Origin of the sequence: Fibrobacter sp. UWP2 (assembly GCF_900141705.1) — a bacterium.
In the GTDB taxonomy this organism is placed as follows: Bacteria; Fibrobacterota; Fibrobacteria; order Fibrobacterales; family Fibrobacteraceae; genus Fibrobacter.
This window is the reverse complement of record NZ_FQYM01000001.1, coordinates 198,184-223,574: the sequence shown is the minus strand read 5'-3', so window position 1 is coordinate 223,574 and position 25,391 is coordinate 198,184. Positions and strand designations below refer to the sequence as shown.

Sequence of the window (25,391 nt, the reverse complement as noted above, 5' to 3'; positions counted from 1 at the left end):
AGGATCGATGAGTGGCGCTCCTTCTATTCCAAAAACCAGCTGACCATAGGGGTCGGCTGGTTTTTGTTTTACACAACCGTTCGGGCTAAGGCAGGGTAGGACAAAGCCGCAAGCCCTAAAAAAAGACCCGCTTTTCAGCGGGCCTTTTTAAGCTTAGTAGACTGTTTCCTAGCAAAAGGAAAGTCTTAGGCGCGGGCATTAGCCTTGTCGCCATACTTCTTGATGAGTTCTTCCTGGATGTTGCGCGGCACCGGAGAGTACTTGCAGAATTCCATGGTGAACTCGGCCTTACCCTGGGTCATGGAGCGGAGGTCCGTAGCATAACCGAACATTTCGGAAAGCGGGACTTCGGCGGTGATGGTCGTCATGCCCTGTTCTTCGCTCGTGCCAGTGATGGAACCACGACGCTGGGAGACGTTACCGACCACGTTGCCCTGGAATTCGGTCGGGGTCTGGATTTCGACCTTCATGATCGGTTCCAGAATCTGGGCACCGGCCTTGGCGTAAGCTTCACGGAAAGCCATGCGGGCGCAAATCTGGAACGCCATGTCAGAGGAGTCCACAGGGTGGAACGCACCGTCCTGGACTTCCATTTCGATACCCACGACAGGGAAGCCAATCAAGGAACCGGATTCCATGCAGCTCTGGAAGCCCTTGTCGCAAGACGGGATGTATTCCTTAGGAATGCGGCCGCCGACGACGGAGTTCACGAAGTTGTAGACCTTTTCGGAGTCGCCTTCGACAGGCATCGGGCGCATCACGCCGGACATCTTAGCGAACTGACCCGAACCACCGGTCTGCTTCTTGTGGGTGTATTCGAACTTGGCTTCGCGGGTAATGGTTTCGCGGTAGGCCACCTGCGGAGCACCGGTCTGCACGTCCACCTTGTATTCGCGGCGCATACGTTCGATGTACACGTCGAGGTGAAGTTCGCCCATGCCCTTGATGATGGTTTCGCCGGATTCCTTGTTGACTTCGACCTGGAAGGTCGGGTCTTCCTTCGTGAAGCGGTTGAGGGCCTTGGACATGTTGTCCAGGTCGTCACGGTTCTTGGCTTCGATCACGAGCTCGATCACGGGGTTCGGCACGTGCATGGAGGTCATGTTGTAGTGGTTCTTGCCGTCGGTGAAGGTCGTACCGGAAGCACAGTCGATACCGAACAGTGCAACGATGTCGCCGGCGCCGGCTTCGGTGATATCCACCATTTCGTCGGCGTGCATACGCACGAGACGGCCCACGGACACCTTCTTGCCGGTGGCCATGTTGGTGATCATGTCGCCCTTCTTGAGGGTGCCCTGGTACACGCGGACGTAGGTGAGCTGGCCGTAGCGGTCGTTCACGAGCTTGAACGCGTAGCAGACGAGCGGTGCGTTGTCGTCGCTCTTGAGAACGACTTCGGCTTCGTTGTTGTCGAGGTCGAGGGCCTTGTTTTCAACGTCGGTCGGGCACGGGAGGTAGTCGATGACACCGTCGAGGAGCTTCTGCACGCCAATGTTCTTGTGGGCAGAACCCATGAACACCGGGGTGATTTCGAGGCGGATAGTGGCTTCGCGGATGGTCTTCTTGATGAGGGCCTTGTCGATGTCGTCCACACCATACTGGCCTTCCATGGCCTTTTCCATGATTTCGTCGCTGTAGTCGGCGCAGCAGTCAATCAGCTTTTCACGGTATTCGTTAGCCTGGTCGACGAGTTCGGCCGGGATTTCCTTTTCGATCATGTCGTCGCCGTTGGCGCCTTCGAAGTAGTAGGCCTTCATTTCGACGAGGTCGACCACGCCCTTCAGTTGGTCTTCGAGACCTATAGGAATCTGCATCACGCAGGGCTTGTGGTTGAGCTTTTCCTTGAGCATCACGGCCACGCGGAGCGGGTTTGCACCGGAGCGGTCGCACTTGTTGACGAACACGACGCGCGGCACATGGTAGCGCTTCATCTGGCGGTCAACGGTAATAGACTGGGACTGGACACCTTCGACGCCCGTGAGCACCAGGATAGCACCGTCAAGCACGCGGAGGGAACGTTCCACTTCGATAGTGAAGTCCACGTGCCCCGGGGTATCGATGATGTTGATGGAGTCCTGTTCACCGCTCTTGGTGTGGGTCCAGTTTGCGAAGGTGGCGGCAGACTGAATCGTGATACCGCGTTCGCGTTCAAGTTCCATGGAGTCCATCGTGGCACCGACGCCGTCTTTACCACGAACTTCGTGGATAGCGTGGATACGCTTTGTGAAGTAGAGGATACGTTCGGTAAGGGTAGTCTTACCGGAGTCGATGTGGGCAGAAATACCAATATTTCTGTGCTTTTCTATGTTTTTCATATTTTATTCCACTAATGGAGTTGATGTTTGTAAGTTTGGGCGCAAATGTAGAAAAAAATAAAGGGGCTCACAAGGGAGTGAGCCTCTATTAGGGTTTTTTGGGGCTTAAATGCCGAAAACCTAGTTTTCTTCCTTTTCTATGGGAATAGGGGTGTCGGTATCGGCGAGCGCCTTGAAGTAGGCGGCAGCGGTTTTTCCCACCTCCATCGTGTCGTAGTACGTGTAGGCGCCGTTGCCAATGGCCCCCAGGATGGGGATGAGACGGACCGCCGTTTTGCCCAAGAACTTGGAAGATATCTTGACGCCTATTTTTTTGACGAGCGCCTTGAATGCCGTGGACGAGAGCCTCTCGACCACGATGCGGCTCCCGGTGCGGACGGCGAGGTCGCGCAAGAGTGATGCCGCACTGTGGCGGAACAGGCACCAAACCATGGCCTCGCGGCTGAGAAGGGCTAGTTTTCCGTAGGTAGCGGCGATGTCGGAAACGAGTTGCGCCTGGATTTTCCACACGGCGGCAATGTCGGGGATCGCGGCGATGATTCCGGTGATTCCGGCGGGAATCGAGAGCGTCCCGCTCACAGTGGCGGCCTCGGCGGCAGCCTTATGCATAAGTTTTTTGGACTTGGCGGTCGGGTCGGGGTCCGGGGTATGGAGCGAGTCGGGAATGTCGGTCAACAAGTCGAACAAAAGGTCCGATGCCTGTTCCTTGAGAAAAGCCACTGTCTTGGATTCCTGTGCCATAAAACGCCTCCATTAACACGACATCCATAATATATACAAAAAAGTGCTTTAAATAAAGCGCCTCCCAAAATAAGCTTTAGAAGAAAATTTTCGCGAGCCCGCCCGCAAGCCCCGGGATCGTGTAGCTCAGGGTATGCCCCTCCAGCCAATACGAGAGGAGGTCGTCAATCCAGCGGCGTCCGCAGCTGATGCTTGTGAAGCAGAGCTCGGTGTCCTTGTCCATGTCATTGAAGGAGTAGTAACCGCGGAAGGTGATGGGTTCCTTTTCGCCGTGTAGCAGGACGACGACGTCGGCGTAGCCCTGGTCCGAATTGATGGACAGGCTCTGGATGTCGCCGAACCGCTTTACGAATTCGTTCTTGCGGATAATGGCCTCGACGGCCTTGTCGCGGGCTTTGCCTAGCAGGGACACAATCTACCTCGGGAGGGTGAGGATTTCGATGCCATCCTTGGTCTTTGCGACGGTGTGTTCCCACTGGGCGCTCAAGCTGCCGTCGCGGGTCACTGCGGTCCAGCCGTCGCTAAGCGTTTTGGTGCCGGGGCGTCCGACGTTGATCATCGGCTCGACGGTGAACACGTTGCCGACTTCGATGAACTTGGTGAGGTAGTTGTTGCGGCAATGGAGTACGGTGGGTTCCTCGTGGAAGCCCGTGCCGATGCCGTGACCGCAGTAGTCCTCGACCACGCTAAAGCCGTGTTCGTCGGCAATGTCCTGGATGACGTTTCCGATGTCGTTCCAGCGGGCACCACGCTCGCCGGCGGCGCGGATGCCTTCTTCCATGCAGAACTTGGCGGTGTCCACGAGCTCGCGGGCGATGCTTGAAACCTTGCCTACGCAGAACATCATGGAGGCGTCTCCGTGGTAGCCGTTCAAGATGCTTGTGATGTCGATGTTCACGATGTCGCCATCCTTGAGGATGGTTTTGGCGTCGGGGATGCCGTGGCACACGACTTCGTTGATGCTGATGCAGGCGTAGCGCGGGTAGCCGTGGTAGCCCATGCAGGCGGAAACGGCTTTGTGCTTGCGGGTGAAGTCGCCAATGAATTCGTCAATTTCCAGGGTGCAAACGCCTGGCTTGCACATTTCGCCCGCCCTGATGAGCGTCTCGGCGACGAGTGCCCCTGCATCGCGGATGTGTTCGATTTCCTTTGCGGTCTTAACTTTGATCTTGGCCATTTTATGCCTTCTTCCATGCGTAACGGTCCAGCAGCCATGCGAGTAGCATTTGGTCTTCGTGGGAACCGTTTGCGAGTTCTTTTACCAGTGGGAGCATGCGGCCAATGCGCTCGGTCGCCTTTTGACCGCCAAAGTGGTTCTTTTCTTGCTCCAGGCGGGCACGGGTGCGCTCGCTTACCTTCTGGGCAATCTCCTCGTCGGTCAGCGGGTCCATCTTGATGAAGTTGATGCCGAAGTCGGCTGCGGTCTGGCGCAGGTCGATTTCTTCGACCGGCGTGATGAGCGAAATGCAGAGACCGCTCTTGCCGGCACGGGCGGTACGTCCGCTGCGGTGCACGTACACTTCGTGGTCGGCGGGGTGGTCGTACACAATCACGTGGGTCACGTGGTCTACGTCAATACCACGGGCGGCTACATCGGTACAAATCAAGATCCGGATCTTTTTGTCACGGAAGGCGTTCAGCGTTTTTTCGCGGAGGTTTTGCGCCACATCGCCACTGAGAGCCCCTACCTGGAAGCCGTAACCCGAGAGCACTTGCTCAATGTAGCTCACGTCGCTCTTGCGGTTGCAAAAGATCATGCAGCTGTCGGGGTTGTAGTATTCAAGCACCTTGATGGTCATGGAGTCCTTGTCCATCACGTCGCACATGTAGTAGCGGTGCTCAAGGTTGTTCGCAATCACCTTGTCGTAGCTGAGCGAGAGGAATTCGGCGCTCGGGCGCTGGAATTCGCGGGCAAGGCTCTTCACTGTTTGCGGGATGGTTGCGCTGAACATGGTGCACGAGATCATCTTGGGCAGGTACTTGCGGATGCGCTGCATATCGGGGTAGAAGCCCATCGAGAGCATTTCGTCGGCTTCGTCCAGCACGAGGTCGCGAATGTCGAGGAAGTCCACATGACCGCGTTGTACGTGGTCCATGAGGCGTCCCGGGGTCGCGACGATGATGTGCACGCCTTCACGGAGCGCCTTGAGCTGTGGTTCGTAGCTCACGCCGCCAAAGATGGCGACGGACTTGATGCCTGTGCCCACGGAAAGCTTTTCGATTTCGTCCTGCACCTGGATGCAGAGTTCGCGGGTAGGCACAAGGATGAGCGCTTGCGGAAAAACGTGGTCGCGGACAATGACCTGGAGGAGCGGGAGCACGTAGGCCCCCGTCTTGCCCGAACCGGTCTTGGACTGCACGAGCATGTCGCGTGCGGCAAGCATGTAGGGGATTGTCTTGCGCTGAACCGGCATCAGGTCGGTCCAGCCGTGTCTGGCGAGAATATTCTTTTGCTCTTCGGGGAGCATGTCAAAAGTGTAGTCGGGGAGCTTGTGCTCGGGTTCGATGATTTTGACAGGCGTTAAAAACGGATTGACTTTTTCGGAATCACTCATAGTGCCGCCAAAGATAGCTTTTTATTGGCGGGTCGGCACTCATGTTAAAGACTGAGGTGGTATTCTAGGCCAGCACCAATGAACCAGTCGGCGGTGAACCCGCCAATGATTGAAGGCTGGGCGGCGGCTTCGGGGGACGGGTCCACGTACATGTCGCGGCCACGGCTCGAAATGCCTGTGCGGAGCCCCAAACCGTAATGCTTAAAGAAAATGAAGTGGCTGCCGAACCCGAGGAGCGCTCCCTTGTAGGCTTCCTCAAATTTGATACGGACCTTGTACGCCTTGGACGGGGAATCCACATCGCCTTTGAGGTCGATGTCCTCGACAAAAAAACTGTATTGGAATCCCATGAACGCGAACGGGGTGATGTCGATCCACGTGAGTGGCTTGTAATTCCTGGAGAACATCACGCTGAGTCCAACCTCGTGCTGGTAAAAATTCCAGTGATCCAGTTCCTGGTACACCGTGTCGGCGGGGTCGGTTTTCATGTGGTGCTTGGCAAAACGGTAAATGAGTTCCAGGCCAATAAAATCGTACCAGGTGCCGCCCGCGTAAACCGAGAATAACGGGTCGGAATCGTCGAGGAAGTTCCAAAGGCTTACCGAGTCCTTGGTAATGCGGTAGTTGCGTACGGTGCTCTCGGTGTGGCTCTCGGTCCAGTTATCGGGGGTCAGCGGGATGTGCGCTTGGGAGTAGCCGATGCCGAGCCCGAACCACGCCTTGAATACGGGAGTCTCCTGGAAGTAATCGTCGGGTTCGGTCTGCAATTTGAGGCGTTCTTCCTTTGTAAGTCTGCGTTTTGCGGTCGCGCTAAAGAACGTGTTCGCGATGGCGTCGCCGGTGGCGACCTTGTCGGGGCTCAAAAGCATGGAGGCGGCCGCCTTGGGTTCCGACGAGGTCTCGTCGAAAATGGCGATGTTCACCTTGTCGGCATTCTTGGCGACAAAGAGGACTGTCTTGTCTTCGAGCGCCTGGAACTTGGCCTGCATGGCGGGGTGGCGGGCTCGCAGGTATTCGGGCTTGAGGGCGGGATCCATGTTGGCGTTGAGCCAGTGGGCGTAGCGGATGGCTACGGTATCGCGTTCCCATTCACCGGCAAGGCGGCACTTGGGGTCGCCAATCCCCGAGTTGAAGCGTTTTAAAGAAAGGCAGAATTCCTTAACGTCAATGGCGGGATCTGCATCGGGCGTCCAAATGAGGATGTCGGCGTCCTTCCACACGGTGGAGTGCCCGTTAAAGTAGACGCTTTGCGCCATGGCGTTCCCGGCAATGGATAGCAAGAGCAGGCAAACAAAAACGATGGAAGAGAACAGCTTCATTAGCGAGCCCCTCCATACAAGTTAATGCGAATCTGCTTGACCGCCGTGCGCACCAGGGCCTCGAGGTCCTGCATGGTCGGGACGATGATGGGGTGCTGGATTTCGTCGACGGCGCTGAACAGCGGGCGCTGCTTTTGATTGTCCCAGAGCGTGTACGAAACAATGGCGGTCAGGTTCTTGGACGTTTTTTTGTCGGTGTTCTCGGTGTGCGTGTAGGCGTAGTCAAAGTAGCTTTCGCGTTTGAGGTCTGTGCCCACAATGAATTCGTGCAGAATCAAAATGTAGGGAGGCTCGCCCCCAGTGCTGTCCTTTACTACGATGCCCTGTTCAGGCAGGCGACCCTTCATAAAAACGCGCTCGTCCAGCTTTTGGCTTTCTTCGGGGAATGTCTTGACGCTTGCTTCGGGAATCTTGGTGAAGGTGGGGTAGGCGCGCGTGAGCTCGTTTAAAAAGACTTCGGCAAAAAATGCTGTGGCCTTGATTTGAATGCTGTCGGGGCTCAGCTGCAATTTTTTGGCGAACCAGGCGGACCGTGTCAGCACAAAGGCTTCCTCGGTTCCCGCCACGGCGAGTTCGGCATAGGGCGCCTTTTTGTACATGGGATGGGACTTGGACCAATGGTAGTGATGACCGCACCCCACGAGGGCACAAGTCATAACTAAGAGGATGACCAAATTCCTAAACACCATGGGCTCTATTGCGTAACGAGGTTATGCACCCCATTTTTCGCGGTAGGCGTACACCTTGTCAAGGATTCCCTCGGGGGCGTTAATCGCCTTGCGGTTGGCTTCGTTCTCGAGGAACGCGATGATGTCGTTGATGTTGACAATGGAGTGGGCTTCGATGCCATACTCGTCCTGCACCGTTTGGAGGGCTGACTTGCCGTTGTCCAACTTCTCTTTGCGGTCCACCGAGATGAGGAGGCCAATCACGTTGGCGTTCTCGATTTGCGAAAGAGCCTGCATGGTCTCGTTCACGGAGGTGCCCGCGGTAATCACGTCCTCGATAATGACGACGTTCGTTTTTTCGGCGTACTTGTAGCCGACAAGGGAGCCGCCTTCGCCGTGGTCCTTGACTTCTTTGCGGTTGTAGGTGAACGTGAGGTTCTTGGCGTACACGTCGCTAAGCTTCATGGCGGTGGCAGCGCAGAGCGGGATGCCCTTGTAGGCAGGACCGTAGAGGTTCTGCGCCTTGCTGTCAAAGTGCTTCATGAAAGCTGCGGCATAGAATTCGGCGAGCTTCGAGAGCGAAGCTCCCGTGCGGAACTCTCCGGTGTTGATGAAGTACGGCGTGTTGCGACCACTCTTGGTGACGAAGTCACCAAATTTGAGCGCGCCCGATTCCACGAGAAAATGGACGAAGGTATCTGTTTCGGTCATGCGGAAACTCCTAGGCCTTGGCGCCGGTGAGGAGGGCCAAGATGCCTGCGAAAACGTTGACGTCGGCAATCACCTGGATGGCAATCAATATGAGGAGGATCACCACGCAGAGGCCGATGTACCAGTAGAAGGATTTTTTGAAGCCCTTGATCTTCATCTTGAAGACGAACCAGGCCACGACGCTCAAAATGGCGCTAAAGATCCATGCGGCGGCGGCAGTCAGGTCGACAATGCAGCTCACTGCATAGGTGATGGCGATGCCCGGCAAAAAGTAGAAGCAAACGCAGAGGACGCTGAGCAGGGCGAATCCCACATAGTGCGAAAAGCCGCGCTCCTTTTGAATGATGACTTGCGGCTGGGTGACTGTCTCTTCGGGAGCGGCGTAGGTTTCGGCTGCCGGTTCGGCGGCGCCCTCTGCCTGCGGTTCGACGGGTTGTACGTTTTCGACCGGGGCGGCCTCAGCTTCGGGGACGCTGTTGTTCTGTTCGTTCAGGTTTTCTGTGGACATAGTGACTCCTAGAGAATAAAGGTGCGGCCCGCGCAAACGAATACGCGGTGTTCAAGCCAAAGTTTGAGAGCCTGCGAAAGGGTGCGCTTTTCGATATCCTTGCCCAGTTCCACGAGCTCGTCGATGCTAGCCGTTTCGGGCACTCGCTGGATGTCTTGGCAAATGATTGGTCCTTGGTCCAGGTCCTCGGTGGCAAAATGCGCCGTGGCTCCAATAATCTTGACGCCCTTGTGCCATGCCTGGTGGTATGGCTTAGCGCCCTTGAAGGCGGGCAGGAACCCGTGGTGGATGTTGATGATGCGGTACTTGAATTCTTCGGTGAACTCGGCCGAGAGAATTTGCATGTAGCGGGCGAGGACCACCGTGTCGGTCCTTGTTTCGGCAATGATTTCCCTAAAGCGGTTCTCGGGGATGCTCTTGTCGGGGTTGCTCGGCACGTAGTAGAACGGCACGCCAAAGTTGCCGCCAATGGGGCCGAGGTCGGGGTGGTTCCCTACAATGCAGCTGAATTCGCAGGGAAGGTCGCCGTCGCGGCGCTTGAGTAGAAGGTCGTAAAGGCAATGGTCCGTCTTGGAAACGAAAATCGCCACGCGTTCGGTTTTAGAGGTGTCGAACAATTTCCAGTTGAGCTGGAGGTGCGGGGCGAGGGTCTCAAGGTGCTTGTGCACTTCGTTGATGTCGCCTGCCTCCATGTCAAAAACAGCGCGTAAAAAGAAGGTTTCAATATCTTTGGCCGTATGTTGCTGGAGGTCGATAATGTTGGCGCCCGCCTTGGCAAGAACCTGCGTGGTGCCGGCAATGAGCCCTTTTTGGTCGGGGCAGTGGATTTGAAGAATGTAGCGTGTTGTAGCCATATGTAAAATGTAGCTAATTGCAGTTTGTTCGCCTTGTGAAAACTCTTAAAAAAAGCTAACATTGGGGTGTAGTTCAACAATCTCAAAAAGAAGGCAGAGAGTGTTTAGCAAAAAATATTTGATCGTGGCCGGTGCGGTGTTTGCCTTGGTTGCCGAATCCACTTCCGCTGTTATCCAAAAATCTTGGGATTCCATTTTCAATGCCGAAGGCGAGGGCGATTATGCCGCCGCCAAAATCGAAGGCAAAATCCGCATGGGTAAGTACACCCATTACAAGGAAGTCCAGCCGGTTTCTTTCAAGGTGAACGACGGCAAGTTCTCTTTCTCTGCAGCGGGTCACCTGACGGTCCCTGCCGAAAAGATCGAAAAGGAGAACTTTTACGCGGTTTGCCAAAAGACTGCCGAAGCCTGGATTTCGTACTTCGACAAGCCGATGGATTTTGACGGCGAACAGTACATTGTGAATATCGCCGGCATAGACGTTGCCTGCGGTAACGAGCTTTATGCGGTGGCCGATCTCAAGCTCAAGTTCACAAATGCCAAGGCGCAAGAGTACTGGATGGCTAATCTTGAAGGCTACCAAAAGTACAAGCGCGAAAAACTTGTGGAATTCCGTTTGAAGGAACAGGAACACCGCGCCGACATTCGCGACAAGTCCGGTATGTTTACCGACCCGCGCGATGGTCAGGTCTACCGCACTGTGAAGGTGGAAGGCCGTGAATGGTTTGCCCAGAATGTCAACTACAATGTGGAAGGGCACTCCTGGTGCTATGACGACAAGGATTCTTACTGCATGCGCGGTGGACGTTTGTACGACCTCGAAGGCGCTCGCAAGGCTTGCCCTCAAGGTTGGCATTTGCCGCGTGACCGCGAATGGGACGATATGCTCAAGGGCCTCACCGGTTGCTATGACGGCGTGGACAAGTGCGAAAAGTTTGCGAGCAAGCTCAAGGCCACCACGGGTTGGCAGGGCGGTGGCGGTACCGACGAGTACGGCTTCTCCGTATTCTCTTCGGGTTACCGCAAAATTGTGGGTAAGTCTACGGTCCGCTACGAAGACATGGGCGAGTATGCCGGTTTCTGGAGCGCCCAGAACGGACGTAACGAAACCATTTGGTTGTGGTCCATGGGACGCATGAGCGACCAGATGGTTCGCCAGTTGGTGCCGAACAATGCAAAAAACAACGGATACTCTGTCCGCTGCATCAACGGAAACTAGTTAAGCCTGCGATTAAACTGCATTAGAAAAGGCTCCCGAACGGGAGCCTTTCTTATATCTTGTTGCATCAAATTCGATGCCCAAACCGCTTCGGTTACATCTGCCTGATGGGGAAGAGTCCGAGCAGGTCGAGCACGTTTTCCAGCACGATCTGCGTGGCCTGAACCAGGAACAGGCGGGACTTTTCTTCGGCGGAGCCAAGCACGCGGTCTTCGTGGATGAACTTGTGGGCGGCTTCGGCGATTTCGAGAGCGTACTGGGCGAGAACGCTCGGTTCATCACCGGCGACGGCGTCCAGAATCTTCTTGCCCTTCTTCGACAGGATGTTGATGAGGCTGTAGGCCGCATCGTCGCTGAGTTCGGCGAAGTTCACGTCCTTGATTGCGGTGGCGAGGTCTGCGCGCTCAATGCCGGCCTTGCGCATGATGCTGCACAGGCGTACGTGGGCGTTCTGAACATACGGACCCGTATCGCCTTCGAAGCTCATCACGGCATCCCAGTCAAAGCGCACATCCTTCAGGCGGCTGTTCTTGAGGTCGTTGAAGGTGAGGGCGCTAATGCCGATCTGGCGGGCGATGAGTTCCTTGTTTTCGAGGCCCGGATTCTTCTCGTCAATGAATTCGAGAATCTTCTTCTGGGCGGCTTCAATCACGTCGCGAAGCAGGCTTGCAGTACCCGTGCGGGTCTTGCCCTTTTCCCACTTGCCGTCGACCAACTGCAGGATCACGCCGAACGGGATGTGGTACATGTCCTTGTACCATTCGCGACCCATCTTCTTGAGCACGTGGAACACCTGCTTGAAGTGGAGCGCCTGTCCGAGGTCCACCACGTAGAGGCACTTGTCGAAGTTGTATTCCTTCTTGCGGTAGCAGGCGGCGGCGAGGTCGCGGGTCGCGTACAGCGTAGAGCCGTCACTCTTGCGGATCAGGCAGGGGTTCAGGTCGAATTCGTCGAGCATCACCACGTCCAGATCCTGGCTCTTCACCATCAGGTTCTTTTCGCGGAGTTCGTCGAGAATGGCGGGAATCTTGTCTTCGAAGAAGGATTCGCCGGTGTAGTGGTCAAAGCTCACGCCCATCATGTCGTAGATGCGCATGAGTTCCTTGAGCGTTGCCGCGCGGAAGGCGGTCCAGAGCTTGCGGTAGAATTCGTCGCCCTGTTCAAGTTTGGTGAAAGCAGCGCGTGCTTCGTCTTCGAGGCCGGGTTCTTCCTTGCTGGCCTTGGAGAAGGCTGCGTAAAGGATGTTGAGTTCCTTCACGGTCAGGCTATCGAGCGTGGCGTCGTCTGTCGGGCGATTTTCGCGCAAGTACATCACGATAAGCTTGCCAAAAGCGGTACCCCAGTCACCCAGGTGGTTAATGCGTTCCACCTTGTAGCCTGCTGCCTTGTAGATACGGGAAAGGGAGTTCCCGATCATCGTGGAGCGCAGGTGGTGGAAGGCGAGTTCCTTACCAATGTTGGGGGAACTGAAGTCGATGCAGACAACCTTCCCGTTCGGGGCTGCGTGGCCGTATTCCAAACCCTTATCGGCGATTTCTTCGAGAGTCGACTTCGCAAGGAATCCGCGGTCGATGAAGAAGTTCAGGTAACCGTTCACGGCTTCCACCTTCGAGAGACCTGCCGGGAGCTTCACCTGGGCGGCGAGGTCTTCGGCAATCATCTTCGGGGCCTTGCGCATCACCTTCGCGAGCGAAAAGCAGGGAATGGTGAAGTTGCCGTGCGTGGTGTCAGGCGGCACGGAGATGAGTTTCAAAGCCGCTTCCTTTTCGAAGGAACCGGTTGCGGCGAGCGCTGCTGCGATTTCTTGCTCAAACGAGTTCATCTTCACTGCTCTTCTTCTTGGTAGTCTTCTTTACAAAGTCATTTTCGTCGAGTTCCACGATTTTCCCGTCAGCATAGAGACGGTCGAGCGAAATCTCGTTACGTTTTTCTTCTTCGAACAGGTGGACCATCAGGTCGAGGCCGGCGTCAAACACGGCCCAACGCACACCTTCCTTGTATTCTACGCCCACGGACGGAAGCTTGTTGGCCTTGAACTCCTTGTGGAATTCGTTCAAAATGGCCTGCATCTGGGCCTCGCTCTCGCAGGTTGCGACAAGGAAGTAGTCGGTCACGTCCTTGATGCCACGCAGGTCAATAAGCTGCACGTTCTGTGCGCGGAGTTCAAAGAGAATGCTCGCGCCAAGTTGGATGGCCTGCGGAAGTTCTTGCTTGTTTGCTGTCATTGTTCTTCTCCCTGGTCGTCAGGTTCTATGATTTTATGAAAGTTCTTGCCAATATAAACGGAGGCGTCCACCACGGACCTTTTGCTGATGATCGTCATGACATTGTCCGTTTTGAGAGCCTTGGCGAGCGCCTGTCCGCCTTCCCATTCCGGGTTGCGCAGCACCACGATGGTTTCGTCGTAGTTTTGCAGGCGGTCGTTTTTATAGCTCACCACGTCGAATCCGTTCTCGCGTAGGTAGGTCCTCATTTTACCGGCGGCACCCTGCTCACCGCAACTGTTCAGGACTTCCACGTCGCCGGCGTAGTGGCGCACCACGTGGACTTCCTGCTTGACTTCTTCCTTGCATCCGGCAAAAAAGAGCGTTGCGATAGCTGCGATTAAAAGGGCCTTGTTGTACATCAGCGGTAAAATGTAGAATATCTTCGGTCGTAGTAGGAACGGTAAGGGTGGCGTGAGGGCCCATAAGTCTTGATCATGTCGTTTTCGTTTACGAGCATCAAGTGGAACGACGTGTTAGGGGTCGGCCGGTAGACCAGTTCCAAGTCGGGCATCACAAAATCCACATTGCCCTGGCGGATGTCTTCACGTTCGAAACCGCCCGGGGTGCGGAGCGTAGAGTACAGCGGCATCCAAAGCCCAAGATCCGCGTAAAGGTTCAGCTGCGGTGTGAACTCGTAGGCGAGGTGCATCAGGTAGCTGGTCTGGCTAATGCTTCCCAGGGGGCCGCTTATAAAACTCACGGAGTAGCTGTAGGCGACGCTCAGCGCCGGGTCAAAGGATTCACGGCGCAAAAGACGGTCGTGGTCAAAGTATTCGTGGTTCCACGGAATCCCGTCGTCGACAGCCACGTAGACCGTGTCGTAAACGGTATCGACACGGGTGGTCTCTTTAAAAACGGCCTCGCTATAGGGGGCTTCGCGGTTTACGGGGGAAGACGAGCTGATCGCCATTTGGGCAAAACCGCCCACGGCACAGAACAAACCCATAAACACAAAGAGTACGCGCATACACACAATATATAAAAGTTGCCGCGGCAACTTCTAGATGATTTCGTTCTTGCTGTTGACGCGAATGACCGTCGGCTTCCAGGTCTTGGCTTCTTCGGCACTCATGGTGGCGTATGCCACGATAATCACGAGGTCGCCCGGTTGCACCAGGCGTGCCGCAGCGCCGTTCAGACAAATGACGCCGGAACCGGCCTTGCCTTCAATCACGTAGGTATCGAGGCGGTTGCCGTTGTTCACGTCGAGCACGCCGACCTTCTCAAAGGGAAGGATGCCTGCGGCATCCATCAGGTCGCGGGCAATAGTGATGGAACCCTCGTAGTTGAGGTTGGCATCTGTAACGGTGGCTCGGTGAATTTTCGCTTTTAAAAGTTCTAGCTGCATGGCGCTGCTTAGAATTTCATTTGGAGCATGCCGGCGACACCCTTGTCGAATGTCGGGACCACGCCAAAGCTGAAACGGTTTGCATCGGGGTTGCTATCCCACTGGGTGCCAAAGAAAGCGTCGGCAAAAGAATAGATGTGCGCTGCGGCAACCGGGATCAGGCAATAGAACCAGCTGGACTGTCCGTCGACATTCATGTAGACGGCGGCTGCAACACCGGCGACCCAAACGGCGTCAATGATGCTAGCCTTGACAATGTCATCCTTCTTCCACTGGTAAAGGCTCGGTACGAGGAGGGAAAGGTAGGCGTAGCTCTGGTCGCCGCTGCGGTTCCTGTAAGAACGGTCGATGTCGGCGTCTTCCATGCCTTCGGAGCGCTGGCCAAGCCATTCGTCTTCGGATATGTTCATCTTTTCCCAGGGTTTCTGGAGGTATTCGGACGGACGGACGCCCAATTCCACGAGGCGGGTGAGCTTGTCGCGGGAAACGCCGGCTTCCTTGATCTGCTGGAATTCCCACTGGGTGAGGCCCATTTCTTCGTAGCGGAAGCCTTCCCATTCGTCACCGCTGGCCTTGGCTTCGCCGACCTTGGGTTCTTCAGCTTCCTCTTCTTCCTCGCTACCGTAGGAATAGCTGGATTCTTCAGAGGCCTCGGTCGTGCTCTCGTTGTCATCGTCGAACTGTGCAAAAGCCAAGGAGCCTGCAACCAGTATCGTAGATAGAACTTTACACCATTTAGCCATTGTGACCTCTTTTCAATCCTTCTGTATGCCGGGGGAGGGAATCGAACCCTCACACTCTCGCGAGTACCGGATTTTGAGTCCGGCGCGTCTACCAATTTCACCACCCCGGCTTGGGGTACCACAAATATAGAACACTTTTGTGTTTTTTTGTAGGGGAAAAACGCAAAAATTGGCGAATTTTACGCAATTATTTCCTAGCAAAGGCCCTAAATTCCACATTGAGAGGGGCTAATTTTTGTGCCCCAAAGTCAATGGCCTTCTCTTTGGAGTCAAAATCACCTGTCTGGACAACGTAAAGTGTCTTAGTCTCGCCGGGACGTTCCTCGATTTTGGCAGTAATGCCCCTTTTTTTGAGGTTGCTCACCAGCAAATCGGCGTTTCCCTTGACGCCAAAGGCTCCAAGTTGCAAATACCAGGTCTCTTTTTGAGTGGATGTTGCTGGTTCGGGAACCGTTTTTGCGGGCTCGGCAGATGCCTTTACCGGATTGGGCTCGGGTTTGACCTGCTCTGGGGTCTGTACCACCGGTTGGGTTACAGCCGCAGGTTGGACCGCCGCCGATGGTTTGGCTTGCGCAAACGCCTCGGGGTTGTTCAGTTTTTTGCAGTTGCTGTCCAGAATGTCGTTTTTGACGCGGGCTTGCACGGCGGTGCACACCTTTTGGAGGACCGTGACTTGGCGGGGCTGTGCCGTTTCAATGGCGTGGTTCAGTGATTCCGCCGCCTTTTCGTGCTTGCCGAGGTAGAGCTGAAACTGCGCTTTTGTCATCATCAGGTCCGAGTAGATCGTGTTTTGCGGGCTCGTTTTGGCGATGAGGCTGTCGAGGCGCTTGCCCGCCTTGCTAAAGTCGGCTGTCACACCCGTTTGCGAAAGAGCGAGCACGTTCCACAGGTAGCATTCCGTTTTTGCCGAGTCGGCAAGGGTTGGGCAGGCCTTTTCGTATGCGGCTGCGGCTTCTTTCCAGTTGCCGGCTACATAGGCCTTCTGTGCGTCTGCCATCGTCTGCGCGAACGCATTTGCTGCAAAAGCAGAAAGCAAAGCAACTGCAATTCCGCGAAAATTCCAAAACTTCATCTTCATTACCTCAAATTTCACTCTAGCGAACCTCAAAGGGGCGAAGCCCCGACCTCATACCCCACACCTCACACCAGCGTCCCTCGGATCGTCCATCCGCGGATGTCGTCGAGTTTCACCTTCACGTAGTCGCCGGGCTTCACGATGCGGCCTTCTTCGGGCTTGAAAACGACCTTCTTGAAGTTATCGGTGCGGCCGCGCAGTTCCGTCTCGTCGCGTACGGAGTTCTTTTCCACCAGCAGTTCCTCGGTGCGGCCGAGCATCATCTGGTTACGCTTGAGCGTGATGGCGTTCTGCAGTTCCACCAGGCGCGTGTGGCGCTCGTTCTTTTCGGCCTCGGTGAGAGTCTCCGCTTCCTTGTACGATTCCGTGCCCTTGCGCGGGCTGTAGATGAACATGAAGGCGGAGTCGAACTGGCACGTTTCAAAAGCTTTGAGCGTCTGCTCGAAATCTTCTTCCGTTTCGCCCACGAATCCGCAAATCACGTCCGTCGAAATTCCGTAGAACGGGTCCTTGCTGCGCAGCTGCTCTATAATCGAGAGGTACTGCTCCATGTTGTGTTGGCGGCGCATCTTCTTGAGCATGGCGTCGGAGCCGCTCTGGATAGGGATGTGTGCGTAGTGGCAGACCTTCGGGTTGTTCAGCAGCACGTCGATGAGCTCGTTCGTGTAATGCCTCGGGTGCGGGCTCGTAAAGCGGATGCGGCGGATGCCCCCGATTTCAGAAACCTTCGTAAGCAGGTCCGCAAAGTTCCCGCCTTCCGTCTTGTAGGCGTTCACCGTCTGGCCAAGGAGCGTCACCTCGGTAATGCCCTTGTCGGCCGCCTTGCGCACTTCGGCAAGCACGTCTTCCATGTCGCGGTACTTTTCCGGCCCGCGCAGATACGGCACAATACAGTAGCTGCAGCGCTTGTTGCACCCGCGCTGGATGGCGACGAACGTGCTGAAGTCGTTCTGGAGTTTCGCGTATTCACCCAGGTAGTTCTCGCTCAAGTCCTCGTCGATGAACATCTTGTGGTGCGTCTGGTGCAAGGGACTTTTGGCGTCGCCCAGCAGCAACTCCGGAATTTTCTTGTACTGGTCCGGGCCCACGATGTAGCTCACGTTAGGCAGGCGCTTCAAAAGTTCCGGCCCGCGATTCTTCGCCATGCAGCCGCAAACGACCACCTTCACGTCGGGGTTCTTCTTGTTCAGGTACTTGAGCTTGCTGATGTTCGCGATGGCGGTTTCCTCGGCCTTTTCGCGTACGCTGCAGGTGTTCACGATGATGAAGTCGGCATCTTCCTGGTTGCTCGTCTCGACGCAACCGCACATGTCGAGCTCCTGGGCAATCATCGCCGAGTCGTACTCGTTCATCTGGCAGCCGTATGTGGCCAAGTGGTATTTTTTCATGCGGGTAAATTTAGAAAAAAATATAGAAGGGGGAGGTATCCCCCTCGCTTCAGCCATGGCACGGCCGTGTCTTCCGCAACCCCCACGCCTAGTGGCTCCGCCCCTAAAACCCCGTTGTTCGCGAAAATATTTTTGCTATACTTAAAATATGGCTAAACTCTTTAGCAGATGTCTTGGGAAGATTGTTCTGATGACCGCAGCGGCGCTGTGGGCCGGTTGCAGCGATTCCGAAAAAAACGATGATGCTGCCAAGCAGGATAATCCCAAATTGATTCATCCCTGGGACACGAAGAAATTTTTCGACGAAAAGCCCGAAGGCAATCTCCTTGAGAAAAAGGAAAAGCGGAGATTGGATTCCCTAAAGAATATCGGCAAACTGATTGACACGGGTGTAACTGCTCTTTATGGAGTTTATGTGGCGGATTCTATGGTGGTCGCCAATGCGTCTGCAAAAACTCCGCAAAATTCGAAAGGCCTTGCCGAATTTCCGGTTAGAGAAAAAATATCTGTTGCTGAAGGTAGCTCGCTTGACAAAGAATCTATTTTTAATGTCTTGGTTTCTTTCACGCCAGGATTGCGCCATATATACAGTATCAGGTATTTAAAGAAAAATCCTGATAAACATTTTGAAGGCGAAATCACCTTGAAGTTGACAATCGCTGCGGACGGCTCGGTTAAAGAAAATCAAATTAAATCTTCGACTACAGGTTATAAAGAATTTGATGAAGATATTCAAAAAGCTGTAAGTCGCTGGAAATTTCCGAAAGTGGAGTCGGGAGAAACTATTGCGACTTTCCCAATTACTTTTCAAGAAAACACGGTTGAAATAAAGTCCTCTCAGCCTGAATAGGATTATTTACCTATGCGTCAAGATCCAAAAATTTTAGTAGTGTTTGCCTTCTTTGCATGCATCAGCCTTGTCGCCTGTGGCGATGATGGTAGCAGCGCTGACCCGGAGGGTGGCGAAAGCAGTGCGGTCGAGGAATCAAGTTCTTCGGATACCGCGCAGTCTTCGTCTGTTTTGCAGTCGAGTTCGTTGGCAGAAATTTCGTCTAGCAGTGAAAACGGTGATTCCGGCTTCCCGGAACAAGATCCGGGACAGGCTCTGGCCGGAATGACATCTTCAAGTAGCGCAGACTCTTCCGCCGCCGTTAAAGGCGACACCACCAAAATCACCTATGCGCTCAAGCCTTTCGATGGCCCGCTTTCCAACCCGCACAAGGGATTCACGGTACCGACCGGAGGCGCGTGGACTTTTGTCCCGGAGTTCGAGTACGGCCCCTACGGTTCCTTGAACAACAGGGCGTGGGACCTGGTCTCGTACGGTTCCGGTTACCAGCAGTGGAACAAGTTGAACCCGGCTAAGGGCGTTTACGACTGGACGGAACTGGAAAAATTGCTGAACGCACTTGCCGAGCACAACATGACTTACGCCCTGCGCGTGCTGCCGTACACCCCTTCGTTTATCAAGAGCGACTTCCCGCCCCAAGAAGAATACGACTGGACGCCTCCCTTTGTCTACGAGATGGGCGCGAAGAAAATCCAGATCGACTTGCGCGGGACGGAATTCCATGCGTACGCGCCCGTTTGGGACGATTCCATCTATATCTGGGCGGCGAAGGAGTTTGCGAAGGCGCTGGCCGAAAAATATGATGGCGACCCGCGTATCGAATACATCGATGTCCGCACTTTTGGCGAATGGGGCGAATGGCACACATCCCACATATTGGGGAGCGAGATGCCCGCCGACTCGGTGCTGAAGGACATGCTGGACTATTACGCATCCCTGTTTAAGAAAACCCAATTGGTGCTGCCCTCCAACGGTTTTGGCGATGTCTATACGCATGCGCTTGAACTCGGCATTACCAAGCGCGACGATGGGTTCATCGGCATTCCCGGCAGGCCCGATACCTTGCTGCGGGCATACAACGCGAACCTCCCGACCATCGCCGAGAATATCGCCGGTTACAGGACGATGCTGACCTACGACGACCTGATTCCCGGAGGCACCCAGAAGTGGACTGCGGAACGCTGGGTGGATGCGATTACCACGGCGCACCTGACCTACTACGTTCTGGACCAGGACAATGACTGCGGCTACTATTTCTACAAGGACAACAAGGCCCTCGCCGATTCCATGAGCAAGGTCATCGGGTACAACTTTACCGTGACGCAGGCGGAACTGGTGACTGTCGCAGGTGCCAAAGATACTACGAGTACGTTGAACATTTCCGTCAAGAACACCGGCGTGGCGCCCTGCTTCTTCGATATTTACATGGTGGCTGAATTCGTGGATAGTACGGGCAAGGCTCTTTCGCAAATGGGCGAGACCGTCCGCATTCCCAAGGGAACTTTCAAGGACGGCGCTTTGCAGGAATTCTCGTTCAGCGGCGCGGTTCCGGCGGGCGAGGCAAATCTTGCAACCCAGCCTGGCGTTTCCGTGGCGCTCTCCCTCTACGAGAGCGAAGATGCTTACAAGAGCGGCAAGAATCCCACCGTCCGCTTCGACAACGACGGCCTCCAAGGGAATAATAAGCTACTATTGATGTCCCGATAACGCATCATTTTATGTCCCTTCTGCTAGCATTAATATTCCTGGCGCTCAATATGGAAAATCCTTGATGTGGCCTATGGTGTAGGGGGGCTCGAGAGGGAGCAGATTCTCGGGTTTGCCAAAGCCTTCCAAAAGCGCGACGCAGTCGATGCCCGCGTTTTTGGATGCCATCACGTCGGGCGTGTCGTCGCCAATCATCAATGCCTTTTTGGGGTCCGTTCCCAGCTGTTTTAAAATGGCCTGGATGCCTGCGGGGCTTGGCTTGCGTTCGGGCGAGGTGTCGCCGCACAGATATGCGTCAAAGTGCTTGAGCAGGTTGAATTTCTGCAAAATGATTTCGCTTGGCTTTACAGGCTTGTTCGTGACCATCGCAACCCGCTTTGCCTGCGAGCGCAGACGCTCGATGAACTCGACGACGCCCTCGTAGGGGACTGTATGCGCGGTGCAGTTTTCCCAGTAGAATTGCGAATAAACTTGATGGACCTGTGCAATGTCGATGTCCCCGATTGTCATGGATTCCAGTTTGGGCCAGCCAAGTCCGAGGGCGTTACTCACGGCCCGTCGAATGAGGTTCATGGACCCGTTTCCAATAAAACTACGTACAGTCTCATTGTCGTGTTCCTTGAGCCCGAACTTTCGCATGGCAAAATTCACTGCCGGAGCTAGGTCGCCCAGCGTGTTGAAGAGCGTCCCGTCCAGGTCGAAAATGAACAAATCTTTTTGCGCGACAAGCGCCTGTATGTCTGCCTTTGAATTCACGGAGCCCAAAGATAGAAATTTTGTATATTATGCGCATGAAAATCAAGATTTTAGCCTTTGCCGCCGCCGCGGCCCTCGCGTCGCAGGCTTTTGCCGACGACGCCATCAAGTTTGTTCCCGAACCGTACCCTATTGGTTACGCCGACCAGGGCGATGTCAAGCACATTGTGATCAAGGGCGCAAACGTCACGAATAAGGAAATCGTCCTGGAGAATGTGATTGGTCAGGGCATTGGCATGTCGAACTTCAAGTACCCTAAAAAGATTGCGCCGAATGCCGCTGTGACGGTGGAGTTCGACATGGACTTTGCGGGCATGGACGGCCAAATCAACCCGGTGGTGGTGATGGTTGGGACCGACGGCAAGCCCTATACGGCGACGCTCGACGGCTTTGTGAAGGCGCCCATATTCTTTGGCGAAAAACTCTTTGACGCCGGCTATTACGCGGCGGGCGAAAAACGCGAATGGACGTTCTACGTTTGGGAGACCGAAAAAAAGGCCCGCCCGGACCTCACCCTGGACTCCGCCTCCAAGCGCGAGTTCAGTATCAAGACCAAGCCTGTGATGTTGAACGTGGATAAGCTGGATCAAATCAAGGAAGGCGGTAAGGTCCCCGGACTCAAGGTGACGCTTTCGACCAAGGGGCTGCTTCGCGAAGGCTGGGAACTCAAGCAAAAAAGTTTGAGGAAGATCGTGGGCTTTAAAAGCAAAAAGTACCCGAAGGCGACGCCCGAGGTGCTGATTGTGGGCTACTGGAAATAGAAAAAATGCCTTTTTCGGGGTTTTGCCTTGAAAAAAAGGCAAAGTTTAACTAACTTTGGTTCACTCTTGCAAGAGACCTCGGGATGTAGCTCAGCCTGGTAGAGCGCTTGAATGGGGTTCAAGAGGTCGCTGATTCGAATTCAGTCATCCCGATAAAAAAGACTCGCTTTAGCGAGTCTTTTTTGTTTACCTGCGGTCGCGAGCTTCTTCGATGGCCGCCTGCTTGTAATCCTCTTCACTGGTGCGTTCGGGGTCCCAGATGACGACCTTGTTGCGCCCGGTCTCTTTGCCCTCGTATAGCGCTTTGTCGGCCTGCTGAATGCTCCGGTCGGCGCCCAGCCGGTCGTCGTACAGGGCGACCCCCAGGGTAATGGTCACCTTGATTTTTTGTTCGGCAAAGCTAATGGAGAGCTTTTCGATTTTTTTGCGGAAGCGCTCCGCGACGATGGCTGCCCCTTCCAGGTCCGTTTCGGGCAACAGGGTCAAGAACTCCTCGCCGCCATAGCGGGCCAGCACGTCGTACTTGCGCAAAAGCCCGCGGATGGTCGACGACACCGCCTTGAGGACCAGGTCGCCGGCGGCGTGCCCGTAGGTGTCGTTCACGTTCTTGAAGTGGTCTATGTCAAAGAAAATAAAGCAGAACGGCTTGTGGGTGCGGGCGCTGCGGCCGACCTCGTTGTCAATTGTCTCGTGCATGTCGCGACGGTTGGGAAGCTGGGTCAGGTCGTCGGTCCTCGAAATAAGGTCGAGTTTCTTGTTTGCCTCTTCCAGTTCCTGGGTGCGTTCCTGGACTTCTTGTTCCAGCATTTCGCGGTGGGCGTTCAGTTCTTTGATTTGCCGCTTGATGGTGCTGTGCATTTGGTTGAACGCCCTCGAGAGCTGGCCGATTTCGTCCTTGCGGTTGCCCACGTTGATTTCGTCGATGTCGATGTTGCCGTTGGTGATTTTGGAAATGTGCTCAATGAGGCGGTTCATGGGCCGCCCGAGAATGAGAATCAGCCAGAATGCGACCAGCAAGATGGCGAGCATGGCGAAGGCGAGGATGACTTTGCTGATGAACTTGACTGTCGATACCGAGGCGTCGATTTCGGACTTGGGCTGGAGCGTGATGAGCCCTAGGTTGTATTCGGCGTTAAAGTTGTAGTTGATCAGGTAGCGGTGTCCGTCATTCAGTTTGATAAAGGTCGGCTTGTTGATTTCGTAGGTCTGGACGTTAAAATCCTCGAATCCTGTTTCTGAAATGCGGTGGACCCCGTCCATCCATTTTTTGAGGTCGGGGTGGTAGAGGATTTCGCCTGCCGTGTTGATGGCGATTACGAACCCGTTTTGCCCGACCTTGAACTCGCTAAAGTATTTCCAAAGGCGGCGCATGCTAAAGCTTGCCACAATGTAACCGCCATTGCTTGTTCGGTCCGAGACAACGGCGGCAAAGGCGCGCTTGGGTATGCCGTCGCCTTCGCGGTACCAAGGTGTAACATAGGGCCTGTGTGGCGAAATCTTGCCGAACTCCACGGGGTAAATCGCCTTGGCGGTCTCGAGCATCGAATTGTCGCAAATGAGTTGTTCTTGGTGGTCATACAGCGAAACGGTTTCGCCCGACGAGAACATGGACGAGATGGTGTAGCTCTTGAGATGGCCCGCTGCAATCACCGGGTCCATGGTCGCGATTTCGGAGGTCTTAGCGAGCAGGGAGAGCCTACTCCCGAACTGTTCCATTTCGTTGTTTGCCGAGAATGCGAGCTGCTGCAAACGGGCTTCGTTGGAACTGTAGTTGTATTGGACTGTCGATTCCAGTTGCCTCTGGGTGAAAAAGTAGGTGCCCACTGTTACAATGAGTAACATGGAAATCACCAAGAACAAAAGGCTCTTGAAAATGATGCTTTGCGAAAATGTAGTGACCTTTACGTTTTTCATAGGTTACTTCTTTTTGCGTTTGAGGGAGAACAGGAACCCGAGGAACAGCATGACGGCAAATACCCAGGGCGCCTTTCGCAGGTTCTCTTCAACAATGGCTTTTTTATCGTCGGTCGCGTCGGGTTCTTTTTCCGGTTCGTCCTTGATGCCAAGTGCCTTGTGCCACACGCTTTGGAATTCGGCGAACGTCATGGTTCCCGTGGCGGTGTAGCTCAGCTGTTTGTCGATAGCCGCGGAGTAGTTCGAGAAAATCTGGTACAGTTTTTCTTCGGAGTAGAGGGCTGGAATCTCCAGGTGGTCCCAGGTTTCGCTGAACATGGAGACTAGGCTCTGTTCGATGTCGCCCCACTCGGGGATAGCTGTGTAGGTTTTGCCAGTCTTAAGTGCTTCGACAAGTACACGGTAGTTTTCGTCGGTGGACCAAGTTTCGAGGACCTTCTTGGACGCGGGGAGGAATCCGATTTGCTTAGTGTAGGCGTCCAGGTTCTCGTCGTTTGTGAGGAATAGCAGGAGCTTGATTGCCTCGGGGCGCTTGTTGCCGGCGGGTATGGCGAGGTTGCTTCCGCCAATAAAGCTAACCGATCCGGCGGATCCCTTGGGGAAGGGGAGCGCCACAATGCTGTCGCTCCCAATCTGGGCTCCCGAGAGTCCGCCTTTGGTGCCGTCAAAATGGACTTGCATAACTATTTCGGACGTGCTCACGATAAACGCGAGTTCGCCCGCATTGAACTGCTGCGCGATTTGTGCCGTGTTGTTTTGTAAAACGTCGCTTAGAACCAAGGAGTCTAGCACAAAGTTCAGGTACTTGGCGATGCCGAACAACGTCCTTTCACTCAAAATGTTGGCGTGCCACTTGCCGTTCTTGTCCTTTGCAATAAAGTCTCCGCCGTTGCTCCAAATCCACGGGGCAAAGTTGTGGGGGATGTTCCAGTCGCTTTTGCCGGGGAAGGCGTAGGCGCGGACTTTCACGCCGTTTTCAAGAATTTCTTTGCGCGAGTTGATTTTTTTGATGGCGTCTACAAAGCCTTCGTAAGAGGAAACATTATCGCTGGAAATCCCGTTCTCCCTTAAAATGCGCTTGTTGCCCAGCAGGGGTCGAACGTCGATGAACCAAGGGACCGAATAGATGGTGGTGTCGGACTCAATATGCGAGGTATGCCAGCTGGTGGGGACAAAACGGCTGGAATCAATCTTGTCAAGCCACGGGTTCAGGGGCTTAATCTGTTGCTTGGAGGCAAAATAGGGTATCCAGGTGGTCCCTAATTGAAGGACGTCGGGGGCGTCCTCGCCCGTGGCGAGAACGTTCGAAATGCGGTTCCATGCTTCGCCCCAGTCCAGCACCTGCACTTGGGTTTTGATTCCCGTTTTTTTGGTAAATGCCTCCAGGCGTTGTTCCAGTTTTTGCTGCGGGGTGGCCCCGTTGGGCATAATCCAAACAGTAAGAGGTCCTGCGGCAAAGGCAGACGAAATCAGCGCAAAAAATGCGGCAACGGCAAAGCGACGGCTCAATGTCATAAAATGTTCTTCCTTTTTTGGTAAACTAAACAAAAAAGAGACCAATGGGTAATAAATAAATTTTAAGGGCTTTTTTTGGAGAATTTTAGCCGATAGACTACCTAAATTGCCCAAAATCAACGATTTAAGCAAAAAAAGGCTTGTTTTGGATATGTGACTTTCGTCAATTTTTTTAAA

25 protein-coding genes and 2 tRNA genes are annotated in these 25,391 nt (G+C 54.5%); 5 read left to right on the top strand and 22 right to left on the bottom strand.

Annotated elements, in window-relative coordinates:
* Positions 1–185 precede the first annotated feature (185 nt).
* From fusA to purU, 10 genes are all read right to left on the bottom strand, one after another.
* Entirely contained in the window at positions 186–2,315 is a 2,130-nt protein-coding gene (gene fusA, locus BUB55_RS00975; RefSeq protein WP_073187385.1) for an elongation factor G, read from the bottom strand.
* A gap of 120 nt (positions 2,316–2,435) precedes the next feature.
* Positions 2,436–3,056, bottom strand: a complete 621-nt coding sequence (locus tag BUB55_RS00970) for an EcsC family protein (RefSeq protein ID WP_073187383.1) — start codon at positions 3,054–3,056, stop codon at positions 2,436–2,438.
* Positions 3,057–3,132: 76 nt separating this feature from the next.
* Entirely contained in the window at positions 3,133–3,468 is a 336-nt protein-coding gene (locus BUB55_RS00965; protein WP_073187381.1) for a hypothetical protein, read from the bottom strand.
* A 3-nt stretch (positions 3,469–3,471) separates the two neighbouring features.
* Positions 3,472–4,233: a type I methionyl aminopeptidase gene (gene map, locus BUB55_RS00960; protein WP_073187380.1), complete on the bottom strand. Its 762-nt coding sequence runs from the start codon at positions 4,231–4,233 to the stop codon at positions 3,472–3,474.
* Position 4,234: 1 nt separating this feature from the next.
* On the bottom strand, positions 4,235–5,611 hold the full coding sequence (locus BUB55_RS00955) for a DEAD/DEAH box helicase (RefSeq protein WP_073187378.1): 1,377 nt from the start codon (positions 5,609–5,611) through the stop codon (positions 4,235–4,237).
* Between the two features lie 44 nt (positions 5,612–5,655).
* Positions 5,656–6,930: a hypothetical protein gene (locus BUB55_RS00950; protein ID WP_073187376.1), complete on the bottom strand. Its 1,275-nt coding sequence runs from the start codon at positions 6,928–6,930 to the stop codon at positions 5,656–5,658.
* The gene (locus BUB55_RS00945; RefSeq protein ID WP_234971743.1) at positions 6,930–7,586 is read right to left on the bottom strand and encodes a hypothetical protein; all 657 of its coding nucleotides are present in this window, start codon (positions 7,584–7,586) and stop codon (positions 6,930–6,932) included. The genes BUB55_RS00950 and BUB55_RS00945 overlap by 1 nt, the downstream gene beginning before the upstream one ends.
* A gap of 54 nt (positions 7,587–7,640) precedes the next feature.
* A complete protein-coding gene (gene pyrE / locus BUB55_RS00940; RefSeq protein WP_073187372.1) occupies positions 7,641–8,309 on the bottom strand; it encodes an orotate phosphoribosyltransferase in 669 nt (222 codons plus the stop codon).
* A 10-nt stretch (positions 8,310–8,319) separates the two neighbouring features.
* Positions 8,320–8,817, bottom strand: a complete 498-nt coding sequence (locus BUB55_RS00935; RefSeq protein ID WP_073187370.1) for a hypothetical protein — start codon at positions 8,815–8,817, stop codon at positions 8,320–8,322.
* 8 nt (positions 8,818–8,825) lie between these two features.
* Positions 8,826–9,671, bottom strand: coding sequence for a formyltetrahydrofolate deformylase (purU, locus tag BUB55_RS00930; protein ID WP_073187368.1), 846 nt, complete (start codon positions 9,669–9,671; stop codon positions 8,826–8,828).
* 100 nt (positions 9,672–9,771) lie between these two features.
* On the opposite strand from purU, the gene BUB55_RS00925 reads away from it, so the two are divergent.
* Positions 9,772–10,890, top strand: a complete 1,119-nt coding sequence (locus BUB55_RS00925; protein ID WP_234971742.1) for a fibrobacter succinogenes major paralogous domain-containing protein — start codon at positions 9,772–9,774, stop codon at positions 10,888–10,890.
* A gap of 94 nt (positions 10,891–10,984) precedes the next feature.
* Here BUB55_RS00925 and argS read toward each other — a convergent pair whose 3' ends face one another.
* The 9 genes from argS to miaB form a co-directional block, all read right to left on the bottom strand.
* Positions 10,985–12,712 (bottom strand): arginine--tRNA ligase, encoded by a 1,728-nt coding sequence (gene argS / locus BUB55_RS00920; protein ID WP_073187364.1) that lies wholly within the window; start codon positions 12,710–12,712, stop codon positions 10,985–10,987.
* Positions 12,699–13,115 (bottom strand): ribosome silencing factor, encoded by a 417-nt coding sequence (gene rsfS, locus BUB55_RS00915; protein WP_073187362.1) that lies wholly within the window; start codon positions 13,113–13,115, stop codon positions 12,699–12,701. Before rsfS ends, argS begins: the two co-directional genes overlap by 14 nt.
* On the bottom strand, positions 13,112–13,516 hold the full coding sequence (locus tag BUB55_RS00910) for a LytR C-terminal domain-containing protein (RefSeq protein WP_073187360.1): 405 nt from the start codon (positions 13,514–13,516) through the stop codon (positions 13,112–13,114). The genes rsfS and BUB55_RS00910 overlap by 4 nt, the downstream gene beginning before the upstream one ends.
* Entirely contained in the window at positions 13,516–14,124 is a 609-nt protein-coding gene (locus tag BUB55_RS00905) for a hypothetical protein (RefSeq protein ID WP_073187359.1), read from the bottom strand. The genes BUB55_RS00910 and BUB55_RS00905 overlap by 1 nt, the downstream gene beginning before the upstream one ends.
* A 33-nt stretch (positions 14,125–14,157) precedes the next feature.
* Complete coding sequence (gene panD, locus BUB55_RS00900; RefSeq protein ID WP_073187357.1) at positions 14,158–14,505, bottom strand: aspartate 1-decarboxylase; 348 nt, start codon at positions 14,503–14,505, stop codon at positions 14,158–14,160.
* Between the two features lie 8 nt (positions 14,506–14,513).
* Positions 14,514–15,248 carry a hypothetical protein gene (locus tag BUB55_RS00895; RefSeq protein WP_073187355.1) on the bottom strand — a complete coding sequence of 245 codons (735 nt, stop codon included), beginning with the start codon at positions 15,246–15,248 and terminating at the stop codon, positions 14,514–14,516.
* A gap of 26 nt (positions 15,249–15,274) precedes the next feature.
* Positions 15,275–15,358 (bottom strand) — tRNA-Leu (locus BUB55_RS00890).
* Between the two features lie 77 nt (positions 15,359–15,435).
* Positions 15,436–16,326: an SPOR domain-containing protein gene (locus BUB55_RS00885; RefSeq protein ID WP_073187353.1), complete on the bottom strand. Its 891-nt coding sequence runs from the start codon at positions 16,324–16,326 to the stop codon at positions 15,436–15,438.
* A 62-nt stretch (positions 16,327–16,388) separates the two neighbouring features.
* Complete coding sequence (miaB, locus tag BUB55_RS00880) at positions 16,389–17,711, bottom strand: tRNA (N6-isopentenyl adenosine(37)-C2)-methylthiotransferase MiaB (protein WP_073187351.1); 1,323 nt, start codon at positions 17,709–17,711, stop codon at positions 16,389–16,391.
* 148 nt (positions 17,712–17,859) lie between these two features.
* Here miaB and BUB55_RS00875 point away from each other — a divergent pair, with 148 nt between their 5' ends.
* The gene (locus BUB55_RS00875) at positions 17,860–18,561 is read left to right on the top strand and encodes an AgmX/PglI C-terminal domain-containing protein (protein WP_073187349.1); all 702 of its coding nucleotides are present in this window, start codon (positions 17,860–17,862) and stop codon (positions 18,559–18,561) included.
* A 39-nt stretch (positions 18,562–18,600) separates the two neighbouring features.
* The gene (locus BUB55_RS00870) at positions 18,601–20,268 is read left to right on the top strand and encodes a hypothetical protein (RefSeq protein WP_073187347.1); all 1,668 of its coding nucleotides are present in this window, start codon (positions 18,601–18,603) and stop codon (positions 20,266–20,268) included.
* Between the two features lie 45 nt (positions 20,269–20,313).
* On the opposite strand, the gene BUB55_RS00865 is transcribed toward BUB55_RS00870, so the two are convergent.
* Positions 20,314–21,024 (bottom strand): HAD family hydrolase, encoded by a 711-nt coding sequence (locus BUB55_RS00865; protein ID WP_073187725.1) that lies wholly within the window; start codon positions 21,022–21,024, stop codon positions 20,314–20,316.
* 29 nt (positions 21,025–21,053) lie between these two features.
* On the opposite strand from BUB55_RS00865, the gene BUB55_RS00860 reads away from it, so the two are divergent.
* Together BUB55_RS00860 and BUB55_RS00855 are read left to right on the top strand one after the other, a co-directional pair.
* On the top strand, positions 21,054–21,785 hold the full coding sequence (locus BUB55_RS00860; RefSeq protein WP_073187345.1) for a hypothetical protein: 732 nt from the start codon (positions 21,054–21,056) through the stop codon (positions 21,783–21,785).
* Positions 21,786–21,864: 79 nt separating this feature from the next.
* A tRNA-Pro gene (locus BUB55_RS00855) sits at positions 21,865–21,938 on the top strand.
* 33 nt (positions 21,939–21,971) lie between these two features.
* On the opposite strand, the gene BUB55_RS00850 is transcribed toward BUB55_RS00855, so the two are convergent.
* Complete coding sequence (locus BUB55_RS00850) at positions 21,972–23,699, bottom strand: sensor domain-containing diguanylate cyclase (RefSeq protein ID WP_073187343.1); 1,728 nt, start codon at positions 23,697–23,699, stop codon at positions 21,972–21,974.
* A 3-nt stretch (positions 23,700–23,702) separates the two neighbouring features.
* Positions 23,703–25,214: an extracellular solute-binding protein gene (locus BUB55_RS00845; RefSeq protein ID WP_073187341.1), complete on the bottom strand. Its 1,512-nt coding sequence runs from the start codon at positions 25,212–25,214 to the stop codon at positions 23,703–23,705.
* Between the last annotated feature and the right edge of the window lie 177 nt (positions 25,215–25,391).